This is a genomic window from Buttiauxella sp. BIGb0471, from assembly GCF_024807715.1.
In the GTDB taxonomy this organism is placed as follows: domain Bacteria; phylum Pseudomonadota; class Gammaproteobacteria; order Enterobacterales; family Enterobacteriaceae; genus Buttiauxella; species Buttiauxella agrestis.
The window spans coordinates 992,033-1,016,092 of the sequence record NZ_JANUEU010000001.1; the positions used below are offsets into that span (position 1 = coordinate 992,033).

A 24,060-nucleotide genomic window follows, 5' to 3' on the forward strand; every position below is an offset into this window, starting at 1 on the left:
ACCGTTTGCATGTGTTAAGTTGCGCAAATGTTGCGCAACAACCAAAAATGTAATCTAAGCTACTGTTATAAAACCGATTAAAGCCAAACGGCAACATGGCATCAACATTGCAATAGTTAACTCATTCTTCACAAACCCATTACAGGTACGGCGATGACAGTTAATTACACGCAAGCATTGCGCGGTCAGTTTTTCGACATCACCCAAACCGGAACCCGCCCGGATGAATTACTGGCAAACGCTCGTCATCACGAAGATGGGCTGTTATTTCTTAACGACGGCATTATCGTCGCGCTGTTGCCATGGGAAGAAGGGCGTCTCCATCTACGCGCGGAAAATGACTATGTCGATTATCGCGGCAAACTGATCCTGCCAGGATTCATCGATACGCATCTGCATTATCCGCAAACCGAGATGATTGGCGCATATGGCGAGCAGCTCCTTGAGTGGCTCCAGACCTACACCTTCCCGGTGGAAAGTCAGTACCAGGACAGCTCGCACGCCGCGAAAATGTCGGCATTTTTCCTCAACCAGCTACTGAGCAACGGTACCACCACGGCGTTGGTGTTTGGCACCGTGCATCCGCAATCGGTAGACGCTCTGTTCAGTGCGGCGGAGCACCTCTCAATGCGCATGATCGCCGGGAAAGTGATGATGGATCGCAACGCGCCGGACTATCTGACTGAAACACCGGAGCAAAGCTATCAGCAGACCCGCGAACTCATTCAGCGCTGGCATAAAAAAGGGCGTCTGAATTACGCATTAACCCCACGTTTTGCGCCTACCTCTTCACCTGAATTGCTCGCCGCCGTGCAAGCGCTGCGCGAGGAATTCCCCGACACCTGGCTCCACACCCATCTGAGTGAAAACAGCGCCGAAGTGGAATGGGTGAAAAGCCTGTGGCCCGAGTCGGAAAGCTATCTTGGGGTGTATCACCACTACAAATTGACCGGGAAACGCAGCGTTTTTGCTCACGCCATTCATCTGCAAGATTGCGAGTGGGATTGCCTGCACCGCACCGAATCTGCCATTGCCTTTTGCCCGACCTCAAACCTGTTTTTGGGCAGCGGTCTGTTTAACTTAAAGCAGTGCCACGAGCGGGGGATCCGCATGGGGATTGGCACTGACGTGGGCGCAGGCACCACCTTTAATATGCTGCAAACCCTGGCGGAGGCGTACAAAGTCGCGCAGCTGCAAGGCTACCGACTTTGTGCAAGCGAAGCGTTTTATCACGCCACGTTAGGCGGCGCTCACGCGTTAGATCTTGACGATAAGATTGGCAATTTCTTACCGGGCAAAGAGGCGGATTTGGTGGTGCTCGACTTAGCGGTATCGCCGCTACAGAAAATGCGCCACGCCAACAGCCGCGACATTTATGAAAAACTGTTCGTGCTGATGACGCTTGGCGATGACCGCAACATCTGGCACACCTGGGTCAACGGCAAATGCGTGTGGACGCGTGACACGCTGGAGGTCGCGGCATGATTCAATTTTTGCTCAATCAAACTTTAAAAACGCTCGACGATGTTGATCCGAATACCACGGTGTTGAACTGGTTGCGGGGGAGCGAACATCGCTGTGGCAGCAAAGAAGGGTGCGCGTCGGGCGATTGTGGCGCGTGTACCGTGGTGCTTGGGCAAGTCGATGGCGAGAAAATGCGGTATGACACGGCTAACGGCTGCATCACGCTCATCAGCCAACTGGATGGCAAGCAGTTACTGACGGTCGAAGATTTAGCGCAAGGCGAAAAACTGCATCCGGTCCAACAGGCGATGGCGGACTGCCACGCATCGCAATGTGGTTTTTGCACCCCGGGATTTGTGATGTCCGGTTTCGCGCTGCAAAAAGCCAATAGCCACTCGCAGCGCCATGACATAGAAAAACAGCTTGCTGGGAATCTGTGCCGCTGCACTGGGTATCGTCCGATTATCGAGGCGATGCAAAAGAGTGCGGGATCTCAGCAGGATCAGTTCAGCCGTGATGAGCCACAAACGTTGGCACGCCTGAAATCTCTGCAACAAGCGCAGATGGGCGAGCTACGCCAATCAAACCGCTGCCTGTTACCGAAAAGCGAGGCGCAACTGGCCGAGCTTTATCAGCAAAACCCACAGGCACGTCTGCTGGCGGGCGGCACCGATCTCGCGCTGACAATTACCCAGCAATACCAGACGTTACCGCTGATCATCGGCCTTAATCAGGTCGAAGAACTTAAAGCCATTACCGTCAGCGAAAATCAGATCCGACTGGGCGCGATGGTGACACTACAGAGGTGTGAGCAGGTCTTGCAGCCGCTGGTTCCGGCATTTGCACGGGTATTAGAACGTTTTGCCTCGCCGCAAATTCGCAACCACGCGACGCTTGCCGGGAACCTGGCGAATGCCTCGCCCATCGGCGATGGCGCGCCCATGTTACTGGCGTTGGGAGCCAGCCTCGAACTGCGCTGTGGCGAGGAGTGCCGCGTTCTACCGCTCGATGAGTTCTTCCTGAGCTATCGCAAAACTGCTTTGCGGCCAGGTGAATTTATCAGCGCGGTGGTGATTGAACGCGAAGCGATATCGCCGACGTTTAACGCATGGAAGATTTCTAAACGCATGGATGACGATATTTCGACGGTATTTGGCGCGTTTAATCTGCATGTCAAAGACGGAATTGTGGAATCCGCAAAACTGGCATTTGGGGGAATGGCGGCGATTCCTGCGCGGGCGAAAAGTGCCGAGCTGGCATTTATCGGACAACCCTTAAATGAGCGGACGGTCGGGCTGGCCCGCGAAGCGCTGGCCAATGATTTCCAACCGTTAACCGATTTCCGGGGTTCAGGCATTTATCGTCTGAAAGTTGCGCAGAATCTGTTAACACGTCTGGTTCTCCAACATAACGAACCGAGCGATGCGCTGGAGGTAAACGCTTATGTCAACTAACCCGGTGCGTCTGTCAGAGCAGGCATTAATAGAACAATTTTCCCGTGAAATGAACGGCGGCGCGGGCAAAAGCCTGAAACATGAAAGTGCGGATAAACACGTCAGCGGCAAAGCGGAATATATCGACGACAAACTCACCTTGCCGGGCATGTTGCATCTGTGCCCGGTTCTCAGCCAACACGCTCATGCGAAAATTTTAAACATCGACACGTCCGCGTGTTATTCGGTGCCGGGTGTTGAGCGAGTTTTCAGCTGGAAGGATGTCCCCGGAGAGCTGGATATCGGCCCACTGGCACCGGGCGATCCGCTGTTTGCCCGCGACCGGGTGGAATACCACGGCCAGATTGTATTAACCGTCGCGGCGCAAACACCGGAAGCCGCACGCGCAGCGGCGCTCAAGGCGGTGATTGAATATGAGGTGCTTGAACCCGTGCTGGATGTCGAAGAGGCATTGCGTCGCGAGCTGTATGTGCAAGAGCCGCATGTTCATCAACGTGGTGACGCAGACTCCGCGCTGGCAGCGGCTGCGCATCGACTTCAGGGGCAGTTTCATATCGGCGGCCAGGAGCATTTTTACCTCGAAGGGCAAATCGCTGTCGTACAGCCCGGTGAAGACGGCAGCGTGACGGTGTGGTCGTCCACTCAACATCCGACCGAAGTGCAAAAGCTGGTGGCCTCGGTACTGGGCGTCACTATGAATAAAGTCACGGTGGATATGCGCCGCATGGGCGGAGGATTCGGCGGCAAAGAAACGCAGGCTGCGGGCATCGCCTGCCATGCTGCTCTGGTGGCAGTGTTGACCGGAAAACCGGCAAAAATGCGCTTATCCAGGCGCGACGATATGCGGATTACCGGTAAACGGCATCCTTTTTTTGTCCGCTACGACGTTGGTTTTACGGATGAAGGGATGCTCAATGGCGTAGTCATCGATCTGGCGGCTAACTGTGGTTATTCGCTGGATCTCTCAGGATCGATCTGCGATCGGGCGATGTTTCACGCCGATAATGCCTATTACCTTGGTGATGCACGTGTCACAGGCTATCGCTGCCGCACAAATCTGGCGTCGAATACGGCGTATCGTGGTTTTGGCGGGCCGCAGGGTATGGTCGCCATCGAACAGATTATGGATCACATTGCCCGCGAATTGGGCTTGGACCCGCTGGAGGTGCGCAAACGCAATTACTACGGCGACACCGAACGCAACGTGACGCACTACCACCAAACTGTTGAACACAACATTATGCCGGAAATCACCCGTCAGCTTGAGGTGAGCGCGGATTACCAGAGCCGTCGTGCGCAAATCGGTGAATTTAATCGCCACAGCCCGGTACTCAAACGCGGGCTGGCGCTGACTCCGGTGAAGTTCGGCATTTCGTTTACCTCCAGTTTCCTGAATCAGGCGGGGGCGTTACTGCTGATTTACACCGATGGCACCGTGCAGCTTAACCATGGCGGCACGGAGATGGGACAAGGCCTGAACACCAAAGTGGCGCAAGTTGTCGCGCAGGTGCTGCAAATTCCTGTCGAGCAAATTCAGGTCACGGCAACCAATACGGGCAAAGTCCCTAATACTTCGCCGACTGCGGCGTCATCCGGTGCCGATCTTAACGGTAAAGCGGCGGAAATTGCGGCACTCACCATTAAAGAACGGCTGGTGGAGATGCTTTGCCGTTTACACCATTGCGAAGCGAACCACGTAGAATTTCGCAACGGCGTAGTGAAAGCAGCAGGGCGACATTTCACCTTTAACGAAATTGCTAACCTGGCGTGGCTTAATCAGGTGCCGCTTTCGGCGACGGGTTTCTACAAAGTACCGGGTATTCATTACGATCGCGCCGCCGGACGCGGACAACCGTTCTATTACTTCTCATACGGAGCGGCGTGCTCGGAAGTGATTATCGACACGCTGACCGGGGAATATCGCCTGCTGCGCACGGATATTCTGCATGACGTGGGGAGTTCGCTAAATCCGGCGCTGGATATCGGGCAAATCGAAGGCGGCTTTGTGCAAGGCGCGGGCTGGCTGACCTGCGAAGAGCTGGTGTGGGATGAAAAAGGGCGGCTGCTGACCGACAGCCCGATGAGCTATAAAATCCCGGCGATTAGCGATGTACCCTGCGATCTGCGGGTGAATCTCCTGGAAAATCACGCCAATCCGCGGCACACCGTTTATCGTTCCAAAGCCGTTGGCGAACCGCCATTTATGCTGGGAATATCGGTGTGGTGTGCATTGCAGGATGCTGTCGCCAGTGTCACGAATTACCAGAAACACCCATTATTAGACGCGCCCGCCACACCGGAACGTGTGTTCTGGGGTTGTCAGGAGGCACCATGAACGATGAATGGATCCGCATTCTGATGCAGTTGCATGAGCGCCGTGAACCGTGTGTGTTGCTGACGTTGCTGGCGGACAAAGGCTCGGTGCCGAGAAATTGCGGCACCAAAATGATCGTTGGGCGCGAAGATACTTTTCTCACCATCGGCGGCGGGCATCTCGAATACCAGTGCATCGCCATGGCCCGTGACATGCTGGAGAAGCAAAATACCGCTCCGCATACCGAACATTTTAATCTCGGCGCCAGGCTTGGGCAGTGTTGCGGTGGAATGACCACGGTGTTGTTTGAACCGCTGATTCAGCCGCAACCGCAAATTGTCGTTTTTGGCGCAGGCCACGTCGGACAGGCGCTGGTGGCATTATTATCAACCTTACCTTGTCACATCACCTGGGTTGATGAGCGTGCTGATATGTTCGCTGCCGTGCCACCGGGGGTAAAAACCTGGCAGGCAGAAGACCCGCTGGATGCGGTGAAATCCGCACCCGTGAACAGTTATTTTATTGTGATGACGCACCACCACCCGCGCGACCTGGAATTAACCGAAGCGATACTGAAACGTGGCAATTACCGCTATCTGGGGTTAATTGGCTCACAGACTAAACGCCAGCGTTTTGAGTATCGGCTGGCGGGAAAAGGCATCACGCAGCAGCAACTGAGCACCTTGCGCTGCCCGGTGGGCTTGCCCGATGTGAAAGGGAAACTCCCGGCAGAAATCGCCGTGGCTATTGCCGCAGAGATTATTGCTGTGTATCAGGCCGCCAGTTAGACTGGAAAAAAACAGGCGAATGTTGTCGGATGACGCTGCGCTTATCCGACCTACGGGCTCGGTGTTGTAGGGTGGATAAGCGCAGCGTCATCCACCAGATACAATCTCAAATTATCTTTTGCCCTCACCAGGAGTTCAGGATGCTGTCAGTTAACCCGTTTTACCGCATCAGTTTATTGCCATACCAGGCACCACATTTTGATGACATTCACGACAGCCACTATCGCCCGGCATTTGACGAAGCCAAACGCATCAAGCGCGAAGAAATCGCCGCAATTGCCAACGACACCGCCGAACCGACTTTCGAAAACACCTATATGGCGCTGGAAAAAACCGGGCAAATGTTGGGAAGGGTGACGAATGTTTTCTTCGCGATGACTTCCGCGAATATCAACGATTATCTGCAACAACTCGATGAAGAGTTTGCCGCCGAACTTGCCGAACTGGCCGATGAAATGCGCCTCAATGCCGTGCTGTTTGCGCGGTTGGATAGCGTTTACCAGCGTCGTCATACGCTAAGTCTTGATGACGAATCGCAGCGTCTGGTTGAAGTCGTCTGGCAGAGCTTTAACCTGGCAGGCGCCACGTTAAGCGAAGAAAAGAAAGCACGCCTGAAGGTACTCAACAAAGAAGCCGCGCAGCTCAGTAGCCAGTTTAATAATCGCCTGCATGCCGCTGATAAAGCCGCCGGGCTGCTGATTGACGACGTAAATCTACTGGACGGGTTAACGCTTGCGGAAATTGCCGCCGCCGCGCAACAGGCGAAAGCGAAGGGGCTTGATGGGAAGTACGTCATCGCGCTGCTTAACTTTACGCAGCAGCCAGCGCTGCAATCACTTAGTCATCGTGAGATGCGTGAAAAACTGTTTAAAGCCGGTTGGGATCGCACACAACAAAACGATGGCAACGACACGCGCGCTATTGTCGCTCGCCTGGCAACGCTGCGTGCAGAACAGGCGCAATTGCTCGGGTTCGATAACTACGCGGCTTGGAAAATTGCTGACCAGATGGCCCAAACACCGCAGGCTGCACTGCAATTTATGCGTGATATCGTGCCTGCGGCAACGGCGCGGGCACAGCGGGAACTGGCCGATATCCAGCACGTTATCGACGCACAAAATGGTGGATTTAAAGCCGAGGCCTGGGACTGGGCGTTTTATGCCGAGCAGGTACGACGCGCGAAATACGATCTCGACGAAGCGCAAATCAAACCCTATTTTGCATTGAATAATGTGCTGACCAACGGTGTTTTCTGGGCAGCCAGCCAGCTTTTCGGCCTCAGTTTCGTTGAGCGTTTCGATATTCCGGTTTATCACGATGATGTGCGGGTGTGGGAGATCTTCGATAAAGACGGTCGTGGTATGGCGCTGTTTTACGGCGATTTCTTTGCCCGTGACAGCAAAGGCGGCGGGGCGTGGATGGGCAATTTTGTTGAGCAATCCACATTGCTTGCTAACGCGCCGGTGATTTACAACGTCTGCAATTACAACAAACCGGCATCTGGCGAAGCCGCGCTCATTTCCTGGGATGATGTCGTCACGCTGTTCCATGAGTTCGGCCATACCCTTCACGGCCTGTTTGCTACCCAACATTACGCAACTTTATCCGGCACGAATACGCCGCGCGATTTCGTCGAATTCCCTTCGCAAATCAACGAGCACTGGGCGCGCGAACCGCAGGTGTTTGCTAACTATGCTCGCCATTATCAAACTGGCGAACCGATGCCAGAGGCGCTCAAAGAGAAGTTATTCCGCGCAGCGCAGTTTAATAAAGGCTACGACATGACAGAGCTGCTCGCCGCAGCGTTGCTGGATATGAACTGGCACAGTCTGCCTGCGGGAAGTGCGATTGATGACGTGGCTAAGTTTGAAGCGAACGCGCTTGAGCAAGAGCGCATCAAACTTGCAGCAGTGCCGCCGCGCTATCGCAGCAGCTATTTCGCGCATATTTTTGGTGGCGGTTATGCCGCGGGTTATTACGCTTATATCTGGACGCAAATGCTGGCCGACGATGGTTATCAATGGTTTGTGGAGCAGGGCGGGCTAACAGCAAGTAATGGTCAACGTTTCCGTGAGGCGATTTTGTCTCGCGGAAATAGCCAGGACCTTAAAGCGTTGTATAACGAATGGCGCGGGCATGCGCCATACAGCGAACCGATGCTGGAAAATCGGGGTTTAGCAGACTAAAAAAACGTTAATACCTGGCGGGTAAATGATTCAACGTGACCAGAATTCCGTCCTCAAGTTGGATATGCCCGCCTTGTTTTAACTGTGCGAGCATTTTCATCACCGTACTGCGTGACAGTCGTGTTCTCTCAAGAATGTATTTCACGGCAGAAGTTTTCTCCCGCACACTCGCTGGCTCTTGTATCAACATGATTAAGTGGAACTTCACGACTTCATAGGTCGTGGGTGCCGTCATAATAATATTGTTATTAAACAGGTTGGTAGTGACCTTCGTAATATGTTTGGCGAGCAGTTCCCAGGAGTTTGTTTCAGCTATCAGTTGTTGTGCGTGGGCAGTGGTAAGGATAGCGATATCTGCTTCGTCTTGTAACTCCAGATACACCCCGCTAGTATCAGGAATCATATCGGTGATTCCAGCGATATTAGGTGTTGGTAGAGTTGCCATCACAAACTCATCCGCATTCCGGCACACTTTGATGAGGCCAGACCGAATGATGTAACACATCTTTACCCCATCTACCGTGTAGTAAAGCCTGCGCTGTGAGGGGACCTTTTCAAATGTGACAAAAGGGCTCAGCACATCGATGAGATCGAAAGTTGCCTGAATTTGAATCGTCGTGGTGAAAATATCGTCAGAAGAATCTTTCATATCGGCACATGTCATGTCAAAACCGTTTAATAAAAATTAGCATATAAACAGATGAAATGATTATCGTTTTTGTAACAATTACTGCTTAATTAACCAATGGATATATTGTGTTCATATTGATGCGCAGCGCTTCAATATTTCAAAGGAATGTTATTGATGCCGAGCAAGCATCCTCGTTCAGTTACGATGTAACCACCTGCCTTTAACTGCGCCAGGATTTTCATAATGCTGCTGCGCGATAAAAACGTTCGGCTTTGTATATAGTTAGCAATGCTGACACTCTTTCTGATTTCCTCCGTCTCACTTATCAACTCATAGAGTTGATAACGAATAATGTCGTACGAAGAAAGGGACGAGATCTTAGTGCAATGGTCATAAACCCTTGAGACGGTATAAATTAACGAACGTGCCAGACACTCCCACAAATTGTTCTTTGAAATAATTTCGTTGGCTAACTGAAGCGGCAACCAGCTGATTTCAGCCTCGTCATGAGTTCGGATATAAAGATATTCTTGCACGGTCAGTTGTGTGCTCATACCAAATACAAAGGGAGCTGACTCTGTATTTAATACCATTCCATCAATACTGCGATAAAGCGAAACACTTCCTTTATGCAAAAGGAAGCACTTGCGCTCTTCATCTTCAATATAGTTAATAATTTGGCGTGATTTTGTTTCTAATTTGTTAGAAAGAGGGTTGAGGTGTGAGATCAATACCTCAATTTCAGACGTCGGCTTTTTGTTTAAGATGTTTATTTCATCTGTAAAAAACGGGTTTTGTTGTTCAGATACAGACATTTACATTATCTCTCTGGTGACCAGGAACATTCCTGGCTTTGCTATTTACGGCTGCATTATGGTTAATAAGATTTATTAAGTGAATAAATGTTACGGTGTAAAATTACACCGAAAAACACCTTGAGTTTGATCCGGTATTTGATGAAAATTGATTCAAGCAGGGAAATGATGTGAAACTTAAAAGTTGATTCTTAATATAGATTCGGTTTTTATGGATAACGCCAAAATATCGAGTTGAGTATTAGTGAAGTAACTCAACTTTACTTCTCGTATCACATTTCTCTGTACATATAACATGATGATGCATGGAAAACCTGACGATATATTTTTCATTATTTCTCAATAATGAAATGGGCCTGTTTTGCCTGGATATAGAGTCATATATATAAAGGAAAATGTAATGAACAAGAATTTAATCGCTGTTGTAGTCGCTGCTATCTCCGCTGTATCTGCTTCAAATGCAATGGCAACTGCGGGCACCGTGAATTTCACCGGTACTATTCTGGATGCAGCGTGTACTGTTGACGTGGCTTCTCAGAACCAGACAGTTCCATTGGGTTCATACAATAAGTCTGAATTCACTGCCCAGGGTGCTGTGACAGCGGCTAAGCAATTCTCTATCGTTCTTAAGAACTGCCCTGCAGCTTTAACCCAGGCTCACGTACGTTTTGACGGCCAGCCAGACCTGACTGACTCTACACTGTTAGCAATTGACAATGTTAGTGGTTCAGCAACGGGTGTTGCAATCAACCTGATGTCTGCTGACAAACTTCAGCTGCCAATGCATGGCGAAAACGGCTATAGCTACGCACTGTCTAGTACTGTTGACAACACTCTGGATTTCTACGCTCAGTATAAATCAACTGCACTTGCAGTGACGGCTGGTCCAGCTAACGCTTCAACCACCTTCTCTGTTGTTTATAACTAATATCCGCACAGACATGACAAGGGGGGCCGGATTTCCCGGCCCTTTTTTACAGAGGTATCAAATGAATTTTGTGAGTAAAACGTTAATTGCCCTGGTTATAGCCGGTACGGCTATTTCTGCAGCCAATGCCGGCGTTGTGATTGGTGGAACCCGGGTAATATATGACGGCGGAAAAAAGGAAGCTTCACTGAGCGTCAATAATCCCGATTCTGTGCCATATCTTATTCAGTCATGGATTGACACCCAATCAGGTGGCGCTGAGAAAGCTCCCTTTATTATCACGCCGCCGCTGTTTCGTTTAGATCACGGTCAACAGAATATATTGCGCGTCGTGCGTGCGGGAAATTTGCCAGATAATAAAGAATCAATGTTCTGGTTAAGTATAAAATCGATCCCTTCAGCGCCTAAAGCGGAAAATTCACTCCAGGTGGCGGTGAAAACACGCATTAAATTGATTTATCGCCCGGAAGCGTTAAAGAAAGAGGTACCAGAACAATTAGCCGGACAATTGACCTGGCAGAAAGTCGGTAACCAGGTGCAGGTGACTAACCCAACCAATTATTACATGAATTTCAACCAGATTACGGTGGGCGGTAAAGCTGTGCCGGAGGTGACCTTTGTGGCTCCGGGCGGTACAGCACGCTTTAACTTACCCGCAGGTGTTTCATCTGGGCCGCTGAGTTTTAAAATTATCGGTGATTTTGGCGGCATCGGCGAAGTTCATAACGCGTCAATTTAATAACAAGAATAAATACTTCCCGATCGTACAGGGCAGTACGGACCAGAATTATTTAGCCTGATATATACAGGCAGGAAGTTAATGATGAAAGCAAACAATCGTCTTCAATTACGATCGACTCATCTCGCCTGGTGTATTGCTCTGGCCTGTTCAGGAATGAGCGAAATGGCGCAGTCACGCGATTATTTTAACCCGGCTTTGCTCGAGCTGAATAACCCCTCTTCACAAGGTGCCGATCTTGCTGCTTTTGAAGAGGGAGTACAAGCTCCCGGTATTTATCGTGTTGACATTGTTCTTAATAATCAAATTGTCGACACCAGGGATATTGCTTTCAAATTAGTCAAAGAAGGTAATGGAGAGGCAAAACTTCAACCTTGTTTGTCTGCCGGTGTTTTACAAAGTTACGGCGTGAAAACAGCGTTGTTCCCGGAAATAAAAGCCGATGCGGAATGTGCCAATCTTGCCGCTATTCCTCTCGCGTCAACGGAGTTTATATTTTCTTCCCAACAATTGTTGTTGAGTATTCCTCAGGCAGCACTTTCCGCGCAGGCGCGCGGCTATGTCGCGCCCGAACTGTGGGATGAAGGGATTAACGCGTTGCTGTTTAACTACAGCGTAAACGGTAATAACACTTTTGTGCGTAATGGCCAGAACTCGAACAGCCAGTATGCCAACCTGCGGCCGGGCATCAACTACGGTGCATGGCGCCTGCGCAACTACACCACATGGAATCGTGACAGTAACGGTAAAGACAAATGGGACACGGTTTACACCTACGCGCAGCGTGATGTGGTCGCTTTGAAAAGCCAGATGACGCTGGGTGATAGCTCAACACCTTCCGATGTATTCGACAGTATTCCGTTCCGTGGCGGCCAGCTTGCCTCTGACGACGATATGTTACCGGACAGCCTGAAAGGGTACGCTCCTGTGGTACGTGGAATTGCGCGTTCCAATGCGCAGGTGATTATTCGCCAGAGCGGTTACGTTATTTATCAAAGCTATGTGGCACCGGGTGCGTTTGAAATTACCGATATGTACCCGACCGGCGGCTCCGGTGATCTGTATGTCACCATAAAAGAAGCCGATGGCAGCGAACAATACCTGGTGGTGCCCTTCGCGTCGGTGCCGGTTTTGCAGCGTGAAGGGCGGTTTAAATACAGCCTGACGGGGGGAGAATATCGCTCATACAACAGCAGCGTGGAAAAAACGCCGCTGGCGCAAGGCACGGCAATTTACGGCCTGCCGCATGGTTTTACGGTTTATGGTGGTTTGCAGGAGTCAAGCCGCTACCAGTCACTAGCGCTGGGATTGGGTAAAAACCTCGGTGATTTTGGCGCGGTTTCTACGGACGTGACACAAGGCTGGTCAAGGCCAAAAGACGGTCTGAAGACCGACGGGCAGTCATGGCGTGTCCGCTATAGCAAGAACTTTGCCGAATCCGGCACCAACTTTGCGATTGCCGGATATCGTTATTCAACTTCTGGCTTCTATAGCATGCAGGAAGTGCTCGACTCCTACAGCGACTCGGACTTAATTATCGACCGTCGTCGTAATCGCGCAGAAATGACCCTGAGTCAGACACTGGGTAAATCCATGGGGGCCATGACGTTATCGGCTATCCGTGAAGATTACTGGAATTTGAATAAAACCATGGAGTCGTATGGCGCGAGCTATAACAACTACTGGAACAGTGTGAGTTACAGTCTGGGTTACACATGGAGTAAAAACTCAACGGCAAGCGGCGGCAGCAACGGGAAAATTTATACCAACGATCAGATAGTGTCCCTGAATATCAGCGTACCGTTATCAAGCTTGTTGCCGAATGCCTGGGCCAACTACAGCATGACGTCCAGTAAGCAGAGTGGCACCACGAATAATGTCGGTATCAATGGTGTTGCGTTACCAGGTAACGCGCTGAGCTGGAATGTGCAGCAGGGCTACGGCACGGACGATGTTGGCTACACCGGGAATATGAACGCTGATTACCGTGGCACTTATGGTGAAGTCAGCGGGGGATACAGCTACGATCAGCATTCCCAGCGCGTGAACTACGGTATATCGGGTGGTGTGCTTGCTCACCGCGACGGCATTACCCTGGCGCAGCCTTTCGGTGAAACCATCGCGTTAGTTAAAGCGCCTGGTGCTGCCGGTGTTGGCGTGTTGAACCAGACCGGAGTGAAAACGGATTATCGCGGCTACACCGTGGTGAGCAATATGATGCCATTCCGTAAAAATGACATCAGTTTCGATACCGCCAGCATGCCAGATAACGTTGAGCTGGAATTGACCACGCAAACGGTGATTCCTACACGTGGTGCCGTAGTGCGTGCGGTTTATCAAGCGAGTATTGGGCAAAGAGCTCTTATCACTCTAAAAAGAACTGATGGTAAACCCGTTCCATTTGGCGCCGTTGTTTCGATGAATAGTAAAGACACCGCTAACCAAGGTTTTATTGTTGGTGATAACGGACAGGTATATTTAACCGGCCAGAGTAATAAGCTCGATCTCACGGTGAAATGGGGTGAGGACACAACACAAATTTGCCGGGTTAACACCGTATTACCTGAGCCGAAAAATGATGCCTCCATTACGCAGCTTGATGCCGTGTGTCATTAAGGAATTCGCTATGAAATATTTTGCTTTAATTATGACGTTATTATTTTCTGGTATGGCCGGTGCTGCATGCCAGACATTGAATAACTGGCTATCTGTTGTTAGTGCAGGAAATATCGTTGTTCAGCGTGATACGCCTGTAGGTGCGCTAATTGCCACTGTACCTACACAAGCTGCCGAAGTTCTGGAGGCGACTTGTGTCACTGCCCTGGGAGGCAAAGCAATCGGTCAGTTTGATTATATGGGCGGGCTGCCAACATTTATTCCCAATGTGTATTCCACCAATATTCCAGGCGTAGGATTAAGTATTGTCGGTTTGACGGGCGGTCAATCGACAATGCAGAGTCCACCGAAAACGTATGATATAGCTATGAGTTCCGGGACTATAACGAATCTTTGGTCGGGAAATCCTCAGGTTCTCAAGTTTTATAAAGTGGGTAATATTAGCTCAGGTAACTTAGTACCAGGTAGAGTTGGCCATCAATCGCTTGTAGATGATGGTGGTACTATACGTGAAATCCAATTGGCGGGCGGTTCCGTTACGCAGGTAGCCTGTTCAATAAATACACCTAATTTAGTTTTTCCATTAGGTGAGGTTCCGCTTTCAACATTTGGTAATACCATCGGCTTTACGCCAGACATGAGTTCAACCCAAAACCTGGGCCTGCAATGTGATGCGGGTGCCAATATAAATGTCTCGCTAAATGGTATTCAAAACCCGGACGGTTCTGATCCCAGCGTATTAGCACTTAATAACCAGGGGGGGGATGATGTTGCAAGTGGTATAGGGATTCAGCTTCTTTATAACGACGTGCCTTTATTATTGAATAATAACATTGTACTGAAAAATTCAACGGGCGGTGTGGAATCCTTCCCTCTGAAAGCACGATACATTCAGACCAAAACAGCGGTAACGGCTGGTGATGCGAGTACCAGTGCCACGCTGCAATTAACCTATCAATAAGGGCGGTCATTAACATGAATAAGACCATTACTGCTTTGATATTCTCGGGAGCAGCATTGTGTTATGCCGGTATAGCCAGCGCCGCTGACCTGGTTAATATCAACGTCACAGGGCGAGTAGTGGCTACACCGTGTGTGGTGGATACTGATACCGTCTCGAAACAAGTTGATTTAGGGCAACCTATTGCAAACAGCCTTAATCAACCCGGCGGGAACCCCATCTGGAAGGATTTCCAGCTGCTATTAACCCAGTGTCCGACAGCTATTCAATCAGCAACGGCAACGTTTACCGGCGCGGTTCATAATACCGACCCGACCGCATTTAAAAATCTGGGAACGGCATTAAATAGCGCCTTGCAGATGACTAATACAGACCACTCGGTTATTTACGGAAAAAACAGCCAAATGACAGTGGCAGTTGATAATTCAACGCGGCAGGCAATATTCCCGCTTTCTGCGAGAATATTCAGCCCTGCTGCGAGAGCGACAGGTGGAACATTTAGTGCGGCGGTCAGCGTTGAATTTACGTATCAGTAAGATTTTATTTTGGCTTAAATCGTATTCTGAGAAAGGACAAGATGTTAAATATTGCCATTGATGACAAGGACGCACTTTACCGGAACGGAATGCAAATGTTTCTCGAAGAGGTATTTCTTGAGGAACAAAATGAACCGGTACATTTTAATTATCTCACTAAAAAAAATGCTATTCAGGCTGATGTTATTGTGAAAAGTTTTGTGGCTGGCGCGGAGTACATTTGCCAGCCCATGCTCAAATATCGTAGCAAACCTGGGCTGATTATTGGTATTTATAGTGGCGACAAGTCTCCTTATCACGACGGATTGCCGCTGTGTATTAAAAATATTGTATTTATAAATCGCTCCGAGCCATTAAGCACAGCGCGGGAACAGGTTGTGCAAGCGTGGAAAGATAACATTGAAAACCCTGAAGTATTGCCGTGTAAAAAATGCCTGAAATGCAAATATCGTTCGTTAACGCCACAGCAAATGATGATTGCAAAGTATCTACTGCAGGGTAATGATATTATTGATATAGCAGAGTTGTTAGAAATTAATGTCAAAACAGTCAGCGCCCATAAGCGCTTGATGATGAGTAAATTTAATCTTAGTTCGGATTGCGAGTTGTTACATTTTCTTAGTAACCTGAAAAAGCATAATCCGCCAGTACATTTATTTCCCTGATTTTTTAAATCGCAACCGGGTGAAAGCCCGGTTTTTTATGTGCAAATATAGGACGCAAAATCATCTAGTATTAATATTTTGCCGGCAAATGGCGAATTTCCTTCAGTATCCCATCCTCTATCACAATATACTCCCCGGCTTTTAGCGCAGAAAGAATACGCATCACGCCACTGCGCGAGAGATGCGTTTTAATCCGAATATACTTTTCAGCGGTGATAGACTCCCTGAGAGATTCAGGTTCGTTTAACAGCGCGATTAACTGTTTGCAAATGATTTCGTAGGCAGTGGGAGCATTAATCAAACTTGCATAATGCAGCAACCTGTCGGAAACAAACTCCATATGTATCGAGAGAAGCTGCCATAAATTGTTCTTCTCTATAATGTCAAAAATTTCTTCACGGCTTACTATCGCAACTTCACTAGGCTCATTACTTTTGAAGTAGAGGGTTGCAGCTACTTCGAATCTACCAAAACCGATAAAGCATGGGGAATGCCATCCACCAATCAAGACATCGCCAGCGCGATAAAACGACACGCTGCCTGTACGAACCAGGTAGCAATTGCGTACTCCGTTATGCTCGAAGGGGAAGCTGTGCCCTGGAGGATAGAGCTGAAATGTCACGAAGGGACTCACTTTATTAATGAATTCCTCTGTATACGGTGAGAACTCTTCACTCTTTCTCATATTGCTCCCTCATTAGGCACTGAATCACAGCATAAGTGATGCCATGGTATTGCTAGAATATAGCATAGCTCATTCTAACTTGACTCTAATAGAGTTGACATAGATGTTTTCCGGTTATTTCTATATTGTTCAATATGTTAGTATTTTAAGGGCAGGTGATTAATTCCGTGTAATATTCCTTTCTCAATGATGATGTAATTACCTGATCTTAACTCAGCAAGGATTCGCATCGTGCCACTGCGCGACAGAAATGTACGGCTAATAATGTAATTAGCCGCAGTCGTATTATCGCGAATTTCTGGGCTCTCATTCATCAACTCAAGGAGTTGATAACGAATAATTTCATAGGCAGAAAGTTGTGAAATTTTAGCGCAATGTGCATAGACGCGCGCAATGGTATAAATCAACAATTTTGCGAGGCTTTCCCAAAGTTTATTTTCACCTATTAAATGATGGGCCTCTTTTAGTGAGAGCGTGCCGATCAGGCAAGGCTCCTGAGTACGCAAGAAGAGGTATTCTGGTGAGGTGCTTTGCTGGCTCATTCCAAAAATAAAAGGTGCTGATTCTGAATTAAGAATCATGTTGTCATGCTTACGATAAAGCGAAATGCTGCCTTCAAGCAGAATGAAAATGGTATTCTCGTCCCGATCACTATAGTTAAAAATTTGTTTATTATTTGTTTCAAATATTTCCGCGTAAGGCTTAAAGCAATCAATCAAATTCTGTATGTGAGAATTAGGTTTATCTTGTCTGTTTGTGCAATCTGCTGAAATTACTGATTTTTGTATTGTACGCATAGGTGCTAACTCCGCCATGAATGGATTGTTCCTGGTGATGGTTTGATATTTGAGTCAGCATTATGGCAAGTCAGCTCGTAATTATAGTATTGCTTTCTCGGTCTAAATGTAGACCGAGAAATACCTTGAGTTTAATGTGTGATTTGATGAAAATTGATTCAGACAGCGAAATGATATGAAATTCAAAAGTTGATTATTAATATAGATTCGGTTTTTATGGTTAACACCAGGTACATCGAGTCAGATATTAATCAAGTAATTCAACTTTACTTCATGTGTGACATATCATATTTCGCTGTACATATAACATGATGATGCATGGAAAACCTGACGATATATTTTCATTATCTCTCGATAATGAATAGGGCTTGTTTTGCCTGAATAAAACGTCAAATAAATATATAAAGGAAAACGTAATGAAAAAGAATTTAATCGCTGTTGTTGTTGCTGCTATCTCTGCTGTATCCGCTTCTAATGCGCTGGCTACTGCAGGCTCAGTTAATTTCACCGGTGAAATTCTGGATGCAGCGTGTACTGTTGACGTGGCTTCTCTGAACCAGACTGTTGCACTGGGTGCATACAATAAGTCTGAATTCACTTCTCAGGGTGCTGTAACTGCGGCTAAGAAATTCTCTATCGTACTGAAAAACTGCCCTTCAACAGTAAACCAGGCACACGTGCGTTTCGACGGTCAACCAGAAGTGAGCGATTCTACTCTGCTGGCTATCGACAGCACCACGCCGGGCGCTGCAACGGGTGTTGCAATCAACCTGATGTCTGCTGACAAAGTTCAGTTGCCAATGCATGGCGAAAACAGCTATCGCTACGGACTGTCTAGTACTGTTGACAACACTCTGGATTTCTACGCTCAGTATAAATCAACTGCAGCAACAGTGACGGCTGGCCCGGCTAACTCTGTAGCCAGCTTCTCTGTTGTTTATAACTAATATCCGCACAGACATGATAAGGGGGCCGGATTTCCCGGCCCTTTTTTAATGAGGTATCAAATGAATTTTGTGAGTAAAACGTTAATTGCCCTGGTGATAGCCAGCACGGCTATTTCTGCAGCCAATGCCGGCGTTGTGATTGGTGGAACCCGGGTAATTTATGACGGCGGAAAAAAGGAAGCTTCACTGAGCGTCAATAATCCCGATTCTGTGCCATATCTTATTCAGTCATGGATTGACACCCAATCAGGTGGCGCTGAGAAAGCTCCCTTTATTATCACGCCGCCTCTGTTTCGTTTAGATAACGGCCAACAGAATATATTGCGCGTCGTGCGTGCGGGTAATTTGCCGGATAATAAAGAATCAATGTTCTGGCTAAATATAAAATCGATCCCTTCTGCACCTAAAAAGGAAAATACCCTCCAGGTGGCGGTGAAAACGCGCATTAAATTAATTTATCGCCCGGAATCGTTAAAGAAAGAGATACCGGAAAAATTAGCCGGACAATTGACCTGGCAGAAAGTCGGTAACCAGGTGCAGGTGACTAACCCAACCAATTATTACATGAATTTCAACCAGATTACGGTGGGCGGTAAAGCTGTGCCGGAGGTGACATTTGTCGCACCTGGCAGTTCTGCCCGTTTTAATTTACCCGCTGGAGTTTCATCTGGCGCGTTAAGTTTTAAATTAATCAGTGATTATGGCGGCACCGGCGAAGCACATAACGCCTCAATTTAATAAACCGAATAAATACTTCCCGGACGTACAGGGTAGTACGGACCAGAATTATATAGCCTGATGTATACAGGCAGGAAGTTAATGATGAAAGCAAACAATCGTCTTCAATTACGATCGACCCATCTCGCCTGGTGTGTCGCACTGGCCTGTTCAGGAATGAGTGAAACAGCGCAGTCTCGCGATTATTTTAACCCGGCATTGCTCGAGGTGAATAACCCTTCTTCACAAGGTGCCGATCTTGCTGCTTTTGAAGAGGGAGAACAAGCTCCCGGTATTTATCGCGTTGATATTGTTCTTAACAATCAAATTGTCGACACCAGGGATATTACGTTTAAATTAGTCAAAGAAGGTAATGGAGAGGCAAAACTTCAACCTTGTTTGTCTGCCGGTGTTTTACAAAGTTACGGCGTGAAAACAGCGCTGTTCCCGGAAATAAAAGCCGATGCGGAATGTGCCAATCTTGCTGCTATTCCCCTCGCGTCAGCGGAGTTTATATTTTCTTCCCAACAATTGTTGTTGAGTATTCCTCAGGCAGCACTTTCCGCGCAGGCGCGCGGCTATGTTGCGCCCGAACTGTGGGATGAAGGCATAAACGCATTGCTGCTTAACTACAGCGTCAGCGGTAATAACACATTCGTGCGCAATGGTGAGAACAGTAACAGCCAGTATGCCAACCTGCGACCGGGCATTAACTACGGTGCATGGCGCCTGCGCAACTACACCACATGGAATCGCGACAGTGACGGCAAAGACAAATGGGACACGGTTTACACCTACGCCCAGCGTGATGTGGTTGCACTGAAAAGTCAGATGACGCTGGGCGACAGCTCCACACCTGCGGATGTGTTCGACAGTATTCCGTTTCGTGGCGGTCAACTCGCCTCTGACGACGATATGTTGCCGGATAGCCTGAAAGGTTACGCCCCTGTGGTGCGCGGAATTGCGCGTACCAATGCGCAGGTCATTATTCGCCAGAGCGGTTACGTTATTTATCAAAGCTACGTCGCACCGGGTGCGTTTGAAATTACCGATATGTACCCGACCGGCGGCTCCGGTGATCTGTATGTCACCATAAAAGAAGCGGACGGAAGCGAACAATACCTGGTGGTGCCCTTCGCGTCGGTGCCAGTTTTGCAGCGTGAAGGGCGGTTTAAATACAGCCTGACGGGCGGTCAGTATCGCTCGTACAGCAGCAGCGTGGAAAAAACACCACTGGCGCAGGGCACGGCAATCTATGGTTTGCCGCATGGTTTTACGATTTATGGCGGTTTGCAGGAATCGAGCCGCTACCAGTCATTAGCGCTGGGATTGGGTAAAAACCTCGGCGATATTGGCGCGATTTCTACGGATGTGACGCAAGGCTGGTCAAGGCCAAAAGACGGTCTGAAAACAGACGGGCAGTCATGGCGTGTTCGCTATAGCAAAAACTTCTCCGATACCGGAACCAACTTTGCGATTGCGGGTTATCGTTATTCCACCTCTGGCTTCTATAGCATGCAGGAAATACTCGATACCTACAGCGATTCAGACTTTATCCAGGACCGCCGTCGCAACCGCGCGGAAATGACCCTGAGCCAGGCGCTGGGTAAAAACATGGGGGCCATGACGCTGTCGGCCATCCGTGAAGATTACTGGAATATTAATAAAACCATGGAATCGTATGGCGCGAGCTATAACAACGCCTGGAATAGTGTCAGTTACAGCCTGGGTTACACGTGGAGTAAAAACTCGACGGCCAATGGTAGTAATAGCGGGAAAATTTACACGAACGACCAACTGGTCTCCCTGAATATCAGCGTGCCGTTGTCAAGCTTCCTGCCAAACAGCTGGGCTAACTACAGCATGAATACCAGTAAGCGCGGCAATACCACCCATAATGTCGGTGTCAGTGGTCTCGCGTTACCAGGTAATGCACTGAGCTGGAATGTGCAGCAGGGCTACGGCACCAACGATGTTGGCTACACCGGGAATATGAACGCCGATTACCGGGGAACCTACGGTGAAGCGCTCGCGGGCTACAGCTACGATCAGCATTCACAGCGCGTGAACTATGGAATATCCGGTGGTGTGCTTGCTCATAGTGACGGCATCACGCTGGCGCAACCTTTCGGTGAAACCATCGCGTTAGTGAAAGCACCAGGTGCTGCTAGTGTTGGCGTGTTGAACCAGAATGGGGTGAAAACAGATTATCGTGGCTACACCGTGGTGAGCAATATGACGCCATTCCGTAAAAATGACATCAGTTTCGATACCTCCAGTATGCCGGATAACGTTGAGCTGGAATTGACCACCAAAACCGTGGTACCGACTCGTGGTGCGGTGGTGCGTGCCGTTTATCAAGCTAACGTTGGGCAAAGGGCACTTATTAATCTTAAACGCAGTAATGGCGAACCTGTTCCATTTGGCGCCATTGTTTCAATGAATAATAAAGACGCTGATAACCATGGCTTTATTGTCGGTGATAACGGGCAGGTTTATTTAACCGGCCAGAGCAACAACCTCGATTTCACTGTGAAATGGGGTGAGGACGCAACGCAAATTTGCCGGGTTAACACCGTATTGCCTGAGTCAAAAAATGATGCATCCATTACGCAGTTTGATGCAGTGTGTCGTTGAGGATTTATTAATGAAATACTATTTGGTTTTAATTGCGTTGTTATTTTCTGGTTATACCAGTGCTGCCTGTGTAACAGGAACAAACGATATATCCACCATTTCACCGGGCAATATGATTGTTCAGCGCGATGCACCTGTGGGAACCATTATTGGTTCATTCAGAACCACGCAAATACAAGCAATAATGGCTATTTGCAGTCCGTCAGGAACAAGGTTTTCAAGTTTTGATTACCTGGGGGCGATAGCTATATCTCCGGGGATATATCAGACGAATCTTCCGGGTGTGGGTATATACCTGGAAAATGCTGATACTCATGTAAGAGTTTACAACATCCAGTCAAATACAACTACTATGGGGATGCCAGGCTTCAACGGAAACGTAAATGTTTGGCCTGGAGTGGATTATAATTTGGTTTTTGTTAAAACAGGAGAAATTACCTCAGGTTCCTTACAACCAGGAACGGTAGCACATCAAACGGTTGTTGATGATGGTGGAACAATGCGGGAAATTAATTTGGCTGGAGGAAGTGTGACTCAGGTGGCCTGTTCAATAAGAACGCCTAATTTAGTCTTCCCGTTGGGTGATATTCCTGTTTCAGCTTTTGGTAATACCATTGGTTTTATACCTGATGTGAGCACCACGCAAAATCTGGGTTTAGACTGTGATGCGGGCGCAAATATTAATGTTTCGCTAAATGGCACGCAAAATCCAGACAGTTCAGATGCCAGCGTATTAGCCCTTAATAACCAGGGCGGGAGCGATGTTGCCAGCGGTGTAGGAATTCAGCTTCTTTATAACGATGTGCCTTTAGTACTGAACGACGCAATTGTGCTGAAAAACTCGCTTGGTGGTGTGGAAACTTTCCCTCTGAAGGCGCGGTATATTCAGACTAAAACTACGGTAACAGCTGGCGATGCAAGTACTAATGCCACGTTGCAATTAACCTATCAATAAGGGCGGTAATTATCATGAAAAAGACCATTGCTGCTCTGATGTTAACGGGAATATCACTGCTTTGTTCGTCCGAGGCGAGTGCTGCTGACCCGGTTAACATCAGCGTCACCGGGCGCGTGGTGGCCTCACCGTGCGTGGTGGACACCGACACTGTTTCGAAACAAGTGGATTTAGGGCAAGCCATTGCAAACAACCTTAATCAGCCAGGCGGGAATCCTATATGGAAAGACTTCCAGCTGTTATTAACCCAGTGTCCAGCTGCCACTCAATCAGCAACGGCAACGTTTACCGGTGTGGTTGACAGTACCGACCCGACCGCATTTAAAAATCAAGGAACGGCAGAAAATAGCGCCTTGCAGATGACCAATACCGACCATTCGGTTGTTTACGGTAATGCCAGTCAAATGACAGTGGCAGTGGATAATTCAACGCGGCGGGCAATTTTCCCGCTTTCGGCCAGAATATTCAGCCCTTCTGAAAATGCTACGGGTGGAACGTTTAGTGCTGCGGTCAGCGTTGTATTTACATATCAGTAAGATCTTATTTTTGGTCAAATAGCATTCTGAGAAAGGAAAAGATGTTAAATATTGCCATCGATGACAAGGACGCACTGTATCGGAACGGAATGGAAATATTTCTCGAAGAGATATTTCTTGAAGAACAAAAAGAGTCGGTGCAGTTTAATTTTCTTACTAAAGCAAATGCTATTCAGGCTGATGTTATTGTGAAAAGCTTTGTGGCTGGCGCGGAGTATATCTGCCAGCCCATGCTAAAGTATCGTAGTAAACCCGGGTTGATTATTGGCATCTACAACGGCGATAAGTCTCCTTATCATGAAAAGTTGCCGCTGTGTATTAAAAATATTGTATTTGTAAACCGTTCCGAACCTTTAAACACAGCGCGGAAACAGGTTGTGCAAGGGTGGAAAGATAATATTGAAAACCCTGAGCTATTGCCGTGTAAAAAATGCCTGAAATGCAAATATCGCACGCTAACCCCGCAGCAAATGACGATCGCAAAATATTTGCTACGGGGTAATGACATTATTGATATTGCATATTTATTAGGGATTCATGTCAAAACAGTCAGCGCCCATAAGCGCTTGATGATGAGTAAGTTTAATCTTAGTTCGGATTGCGATTTATTGCATTTTCTTAATAATCTGGAAAAGCATAGTCCACCGGTACATTTATTTATGGATTAATATTAATCACTCCCCCAATGC

At 48.3% G+C, this 24,060-nt stretch carries 21 protein-coding genes; 17 read left to right on the forward strand and 4 right to left on the reverse strand.

Annotation, left to right across the window (positions count from 1 at the left end; translation table 11 throughout):
* Positions 1 to 153 precede the first annotated feature (153 nt).
* From guaD to dcp, 5 genes are all read left to right on the forward strand, one after another.
* On the forward strand, positions 154 to 1,485 hold the full coding sequence (gene guaD, locus M2371_RS04675) for a guanine deaminase (RefSeq protein ID WP_259267019.1): 1,332 nt from the start codon (positions 154 to 156) through the stop codon (positions 1,483 to 1,485).
* Positions 1,482 to 2,918: a xanthine dehydrogenase small subunit gene (xdhA, locus tag M2371_RS04680; protein ID WP_259267020.1), complete on the forward strand. Its 1,437-nt coding sequence runs from the start codon at positions 1,482 to 1,484 to the stop codon at positions 2,916 to 2,918. The genes guaD and xdhA overlap by 4 nt, the downstream gene beginning before the upstream one ends.
* Positions 2,908 to 5,253, forward strand: coding sequence for a xanthine dehydrogenase molybdopterin binding subunit (gene xdhB, locus M2371_RS04685; RefSeq protein WP_259267021.1), 2,346 nt, complete (start codon positions 2,908 to 2,910; stop codon positions 5,251 to 5,253). The genes xdhA and xdhB overlap by 11 nt, the downstream gene beginning before the upstream one ends.
* Positions 5,250 to 6,020, forward strand: coding sequence for a xanthine dehydrogenase accessory protein XdhC (xdhC, locus tag M2371_RS04690; protein ID WP_259267022.1), 771 nt, complete (start codon positions 5,250 to 5,252; stop codon positions 6,018 to 6,020). Before xdhB ends, xdhC begins: the two co-directional genes overlap by 4 nt.
* 140 nt (positions 6,021 to 6,160) lie before the next feature.
* Complete coding sequence (dcp, locus tag M2371_RS04695; RefSeq protein WP_259267023.1) at positions 6,161 to 8,206, forward strand: peptidyl-dipeptidase Dcp; 2,046 nt, start codon at positions 6,161 to 6,163, stop codon at positions 8,204 to 8,206.
* Positions 8,207 to 8,213: 7 nt separating this feature from the next.
* Here dcp and M2371_RS04700 read toward each other — a convergent pair whose 3' ends face one another.
* Entirely contained in the window at positions 8,214 to 8,855 is a 642-nt protein-coding gene (locus M2371_RS04700; protein ID WP_172894047.1) for a helix-turn-helix domain-containing protein, read from the reverse strand.
* A 131-nt stretch (positions 8,856 to 8,986) separates the two neighbouring features.
* Positions 8,987 to 9,652, reverse strand: a complete 666-nt coding sequence (locus M2371_RS04705) for a winged helix-turn-helix transcriptional regulator (protein ID WP_172894048.1) — start codon at positions 9,650 to 9,652, stop codon at positions 8,987 to 8,989.
* A 400-nt stretch (positions 9,653 to 10,052) separates the two neighbouring features.
* On the opposite strand from M2371_RS04705, the gene M2371_RS04710 reads away from it, so the two are divergent.
* The 6 genes from M2371_RS04710 (at position 10,053) to M2371_RS04735 (ending at position 16,097) form a co-directional block, all read left to right on the forward strand.
* On the forward strand, positions 10,053 to 10,580 hold the full coding sequence (locus tag M2371_RS04710) for a fimbrial protein (RefSeq protein ID WP_259267024.1): 528 nt from the start codon (positions 10,053 to 10,055) through the stop codon (positions 10,578 to 10,580).
* 61 nt (positions 10,581 to 10,641) lie between these two features.
* Positions 10,642 to 11,319, forward strand: coding sequence for a molecular chaperone (locus M2371_RS04715; RefSeq protein WP_259267272.1), 678 nt, complete (start codon positions 10,642 to 10,644; stop codon positions 11,317 to 11,319).
* An 81-nt stretch (positions 11,320 to 11,400) separates the two neighbouring features.
* A complete protein-coding gene (locus tag M2371_RS04720) occupies positions 11,401 to 13,935 on the forward strand; it encodes a fimbria/pilus outer membrane usher protein (protein ID WP_259267025.1) in 2,535 nt (844 codons plus the stop codon).
* A gap of 10 nt (positions 13,936 to 13,945) precedes the next feature.
* Positions 13,946 to 14,896 carry a fimbrial protein gene (locus tag M2371_RS04725; protein ID WP_259267026.1) on the forward strand — a complete coding sequence of 317 codons (951 nt, stop codon included), beginning with the start codon at positions 13,946 to 13,948 and terminating at the stop codon, positions 14,894 to 14,896.
* A gap of 14 nt (positions 14,897 to 14,910) precedes the next feature.
* Entirely contained in the window at positions 14,911 to 15,432 is a 522-nt protein-coding gene (locus M2371_RS04730; RefSeq protein WP_259267027.1) for a fimbrial protein, read from the forward strand.
* Between the two features lie 41 nt (positions 15,433 to 15,473).
* Positions 15,474 to 16,097: a LuxR C-terminal-related transcriptional regulator gene (locus M2371_RS04735; protein ID WP_259267028.1), complete on the forward strand. Its 624-nt coding sequence runs from the start codon at positions 15,474 to 15,476 to the stop codon at positions 16,095 to 16,097.
* 70 nt (positions 16,098 to 16,167) lie between these two features.
* Here the strand turns inward: M2371_RS04735 and M2371_RS04740 are convergent, their stop codons facing one another.
* Both M2371_RS04740 and M2371_RS04745 read right to left on the reverse strand, forming a co-directional pair.
* Positions 16,168 to 16,782, reverse strand: coding sequence for a winged helix-turn-helix transcriptional regulator (locus M2371_RS04740; RefSeq protein WP_172894054.1), 615 nt, complete (start codon positions 16,780 to 16,782; stop codon positions 16,168 to 16,170).
* A gap of 137 nt (positions 16,783 to 16,919) precedes the next feature.
* The gene (locus tag M2371_RS04745) at positions 16,920 to 17,579 is read right to left on the reverse strand and encodes a helix-turn-helix domain-containing protein (RefSeq protein WP_259267273.1); all 660 of its coding nucleotides are present in this window, start codon (positions 17,577 to 17,579) and stop codon (positions 16,920 to 16,922) included.
* A 416-nt stretch (positions 17,580 to 17,995) separates the two neighbouring features.
* Between M2371_RS04745 and M2371_RS04750 the strand changes: the two genes are divergently transcribed.
* The 6 genes from M2371_RS04750 to M2371_RS04775 all read left to right on the forward strand — a co-directional run bounded on the left by M2371_RS04750 (position 17,996) and on the right by M2371_RS04775 (position 24,039).
* Positions 17,996 to 18,526, forward strand: a complete 531-nt coding sequence (locus M2371_RS04750) for a fimbrial protein (protein ID WP_259267029.1) — start codon at positions 17,996 to 17,998, stop codon at positions 18,524 to 18,526.
* 60 nt (positions 18,527 to 18,586) lie between these two features.
* The gene (locus M2371_RS04755; RefSeq protein ID WP_259267030.1) at positions 18,587 to 19,264 is read left to right on the forward strand and encodes a molecular chaperone; all 678 of its coding nucleotides are present in this window, start codon (positions 18,587 to 18,589) and stop codon (positions 19,262 to 19,264) included.
* A gap of 81 nt (positions 19,265 to 19,345) precedes the next feature.
* Entirely contained in the window at positions 19,346 to 21,880 is a 2,535-nt protein-coding gene (locus tag M2371_RS04760; RefSeq protein ID WP_259267031.1) for a fimbria/pilus outer membrane usher protein, read from the forward strand.
* Positions 21,881 to 21,890: 10 nt separating this feature from the next.
* Entirely contained in the window at positions 21,891 to 22,835 is a 945-nt protein-coding gene (locus tag M2371_RS04765) for a fimbrial protein (RefSeq protein ID WP_172894058.1), read from the forward strand.
* 14 nt (positions 22,836 to 22,849) lie between these two features.
* A complete protein-coding gene (locus M2371_RS04770) occupies positions 22,850 to 23,371 on the forward strand; it encodes a fimbrial protein (RefSeq protein WP_172894059.1) in 522 nt (173 codons plus the stop codon).
* Between the two features lie 41 nt (positions 23,372 to 23,412).
* Positions 23,413 to 24,039 (forward strand): LuxR C-terminal-related transcriptional regulator, encoded by a 627-nt coding sequence (locus M2371_RS04775; protein WP_259267032.1) that lies wholly within the window; start codon positions 23,413 to 23,415, stop codon positions 24,037 to 24,039.
* Positions 24,040 to 24,060: the final 21 nt, after the last annotated feature.

What these genes read in the sequence shown, in the direction of transcription:
- guaD (WP_259267019.1), top strand. Translation starts at nt 154, where the DNA reads ATGACAGTTAATTACACGCAAGCATTGCGCGGTCAGTTTTTCGACATC.
- xdhA (WP_259267020.1), top strand. Translation starts at nt 1,482, where the DNA reads ATGATTCAATTTTTGCTCAATCAAACTTTAAAAACGCTCGACGATGTT.
- xdhB (WP_259267021.1), top strand. Translation starts at nt 2,908, where the DNA reads ATGTCAACTAACCCGGTGCGTCTGTCAGAGCAGGCATTAATAGAACAA.
- xdhC (WP_259267022.1), top strand. Translation starts at nt 5,250, where the DNA reads ATGAACGATGAATGGATCCGCATTCTGATGCAGTTGCATGAGCGCCGT.
- dcp (WP_259267023.1), top strand. Translation starts at nt 6,161, where the DNA reads ATGCTGTCAGTTAACCCGTTTTACCGCATCAGTTTATTGCCATACCAG.
- M2371_RS04700 (WP_172894047.1), bottom strand. Translation starts at nt 8,855, where the DNA reads ATGAAAGATTCTTCTGACGATATTTTCACCACGACGATTCAAATTCAG.
- M2371_RS04705 (WP_172894048.1), bottom strand. Translation starts at nt 9,652, where the DNA reads ATGTCTGTATCTGAACAACAAAACCCGTTTTTTACAGATGAAATAAAC.
- M2371_RS04710 (WP_259267024.1), top strand. Translation starts at nt 10,053, where the DNA reads ATGAACAAGAATTTAATCGCTGTTGTAGTCGCTGCTATCTCCGCTGTA.
- M2371_RS04715 (WP_259267272.1), top strand. Translation starts at nt 10,642, where the DNA reads ATGAATTTTGTGAGTAAAACGTTAATTGCCCTGGTTATAGCCGGTACG.
- M2371_RS04720 (WP_259267025.1), top strand. Translation starts at nt 11,401, where the DNA reads ATGATGAAAGCAAACAATCGTCTTCAATTACGATCGACTCATCTCGCC.
- M2371_RS04725 (WP_259267026.1), top strand. Translation starts at nt 13,946, where the DNA reads ATGAAATATTTTGCTTTAATTATGACGTTATTATTTTCTGGTATGGCC.
- M2371_RS04730 (WP_259267027.1), top strand. Translation starts at nt 14,911, where the DNA reads ATGAATAAGACCATTACTGCTTTGATATTCTCGGGAGCAGCATTGTGT.
- M2371_RS04735 (WP_259267028.1), top strand. Translation starts at nt 15,474, where the DNA reads ATGTTAAATATTGCCATTGATGACAAGGACGCACTTTACCGGAACGGA.
- M2371_RS04740 (WP_172894054.1), bottom strand. Translation starts at nt 16,782, where the DNA reads ATGAGAAAGAGTGAAGAGTTCTCACCGTATACAGAGGAATTCATTAAT.
- M2371_RS04745 (WP_259267273.1), bottom strand. Translation starts at nt 17,579, where the DNA reads ATGCGTACAATACAAAAATCAGTAATTTCAGCAGATTGCACAAACAGA.
- M2371_RS04750 (WP_259267029.1), top strand. Translation starts at nt 17,996, where the DNA reads ATGAAAAAGAATTTAATCGCTGTTGTTGTTGCTGCTATCTCTGCTGTA.
- M2371_RS04755 (WP_259267030.1), top strand. Translation starts at nt 18,587, where the DNA reads ATGAATTTTGTGAGTAAAACGTTAATTGCCCTGGTGATAGCCAGCACG.
- M2371_RS04760 (WP_259267031.1), top strand. Translation starts at nt 19,346, where the DNA reads ATGATGAAAGCAAACAATCGTCTTCAATTACGATCGACCCATCTCGCC.
- M2371_RS04765 (WP_172894058.1), top strand. Translation starts at nt 21,891, where the DNA reads ATGAAATACTATTTGGTTTTAATTGCGTTGTTATTTTCTGGTTATACC.
- M2371_RS04770 (WP_172894059.1), top strand. Translation starts at nt 22,850, where the DNA reads ATGAAAAAGACCATTGCTGCTCTGATGTTAACGGGAATATCACTGCTT.
- M2371_RS04775 (WP_259267032.1), top strand. Translation starts at nt 23,413, where the DNA reads ATGTTAAATATTGCCATCGATGACAAGGACGCACTGTATCGGAACGGA.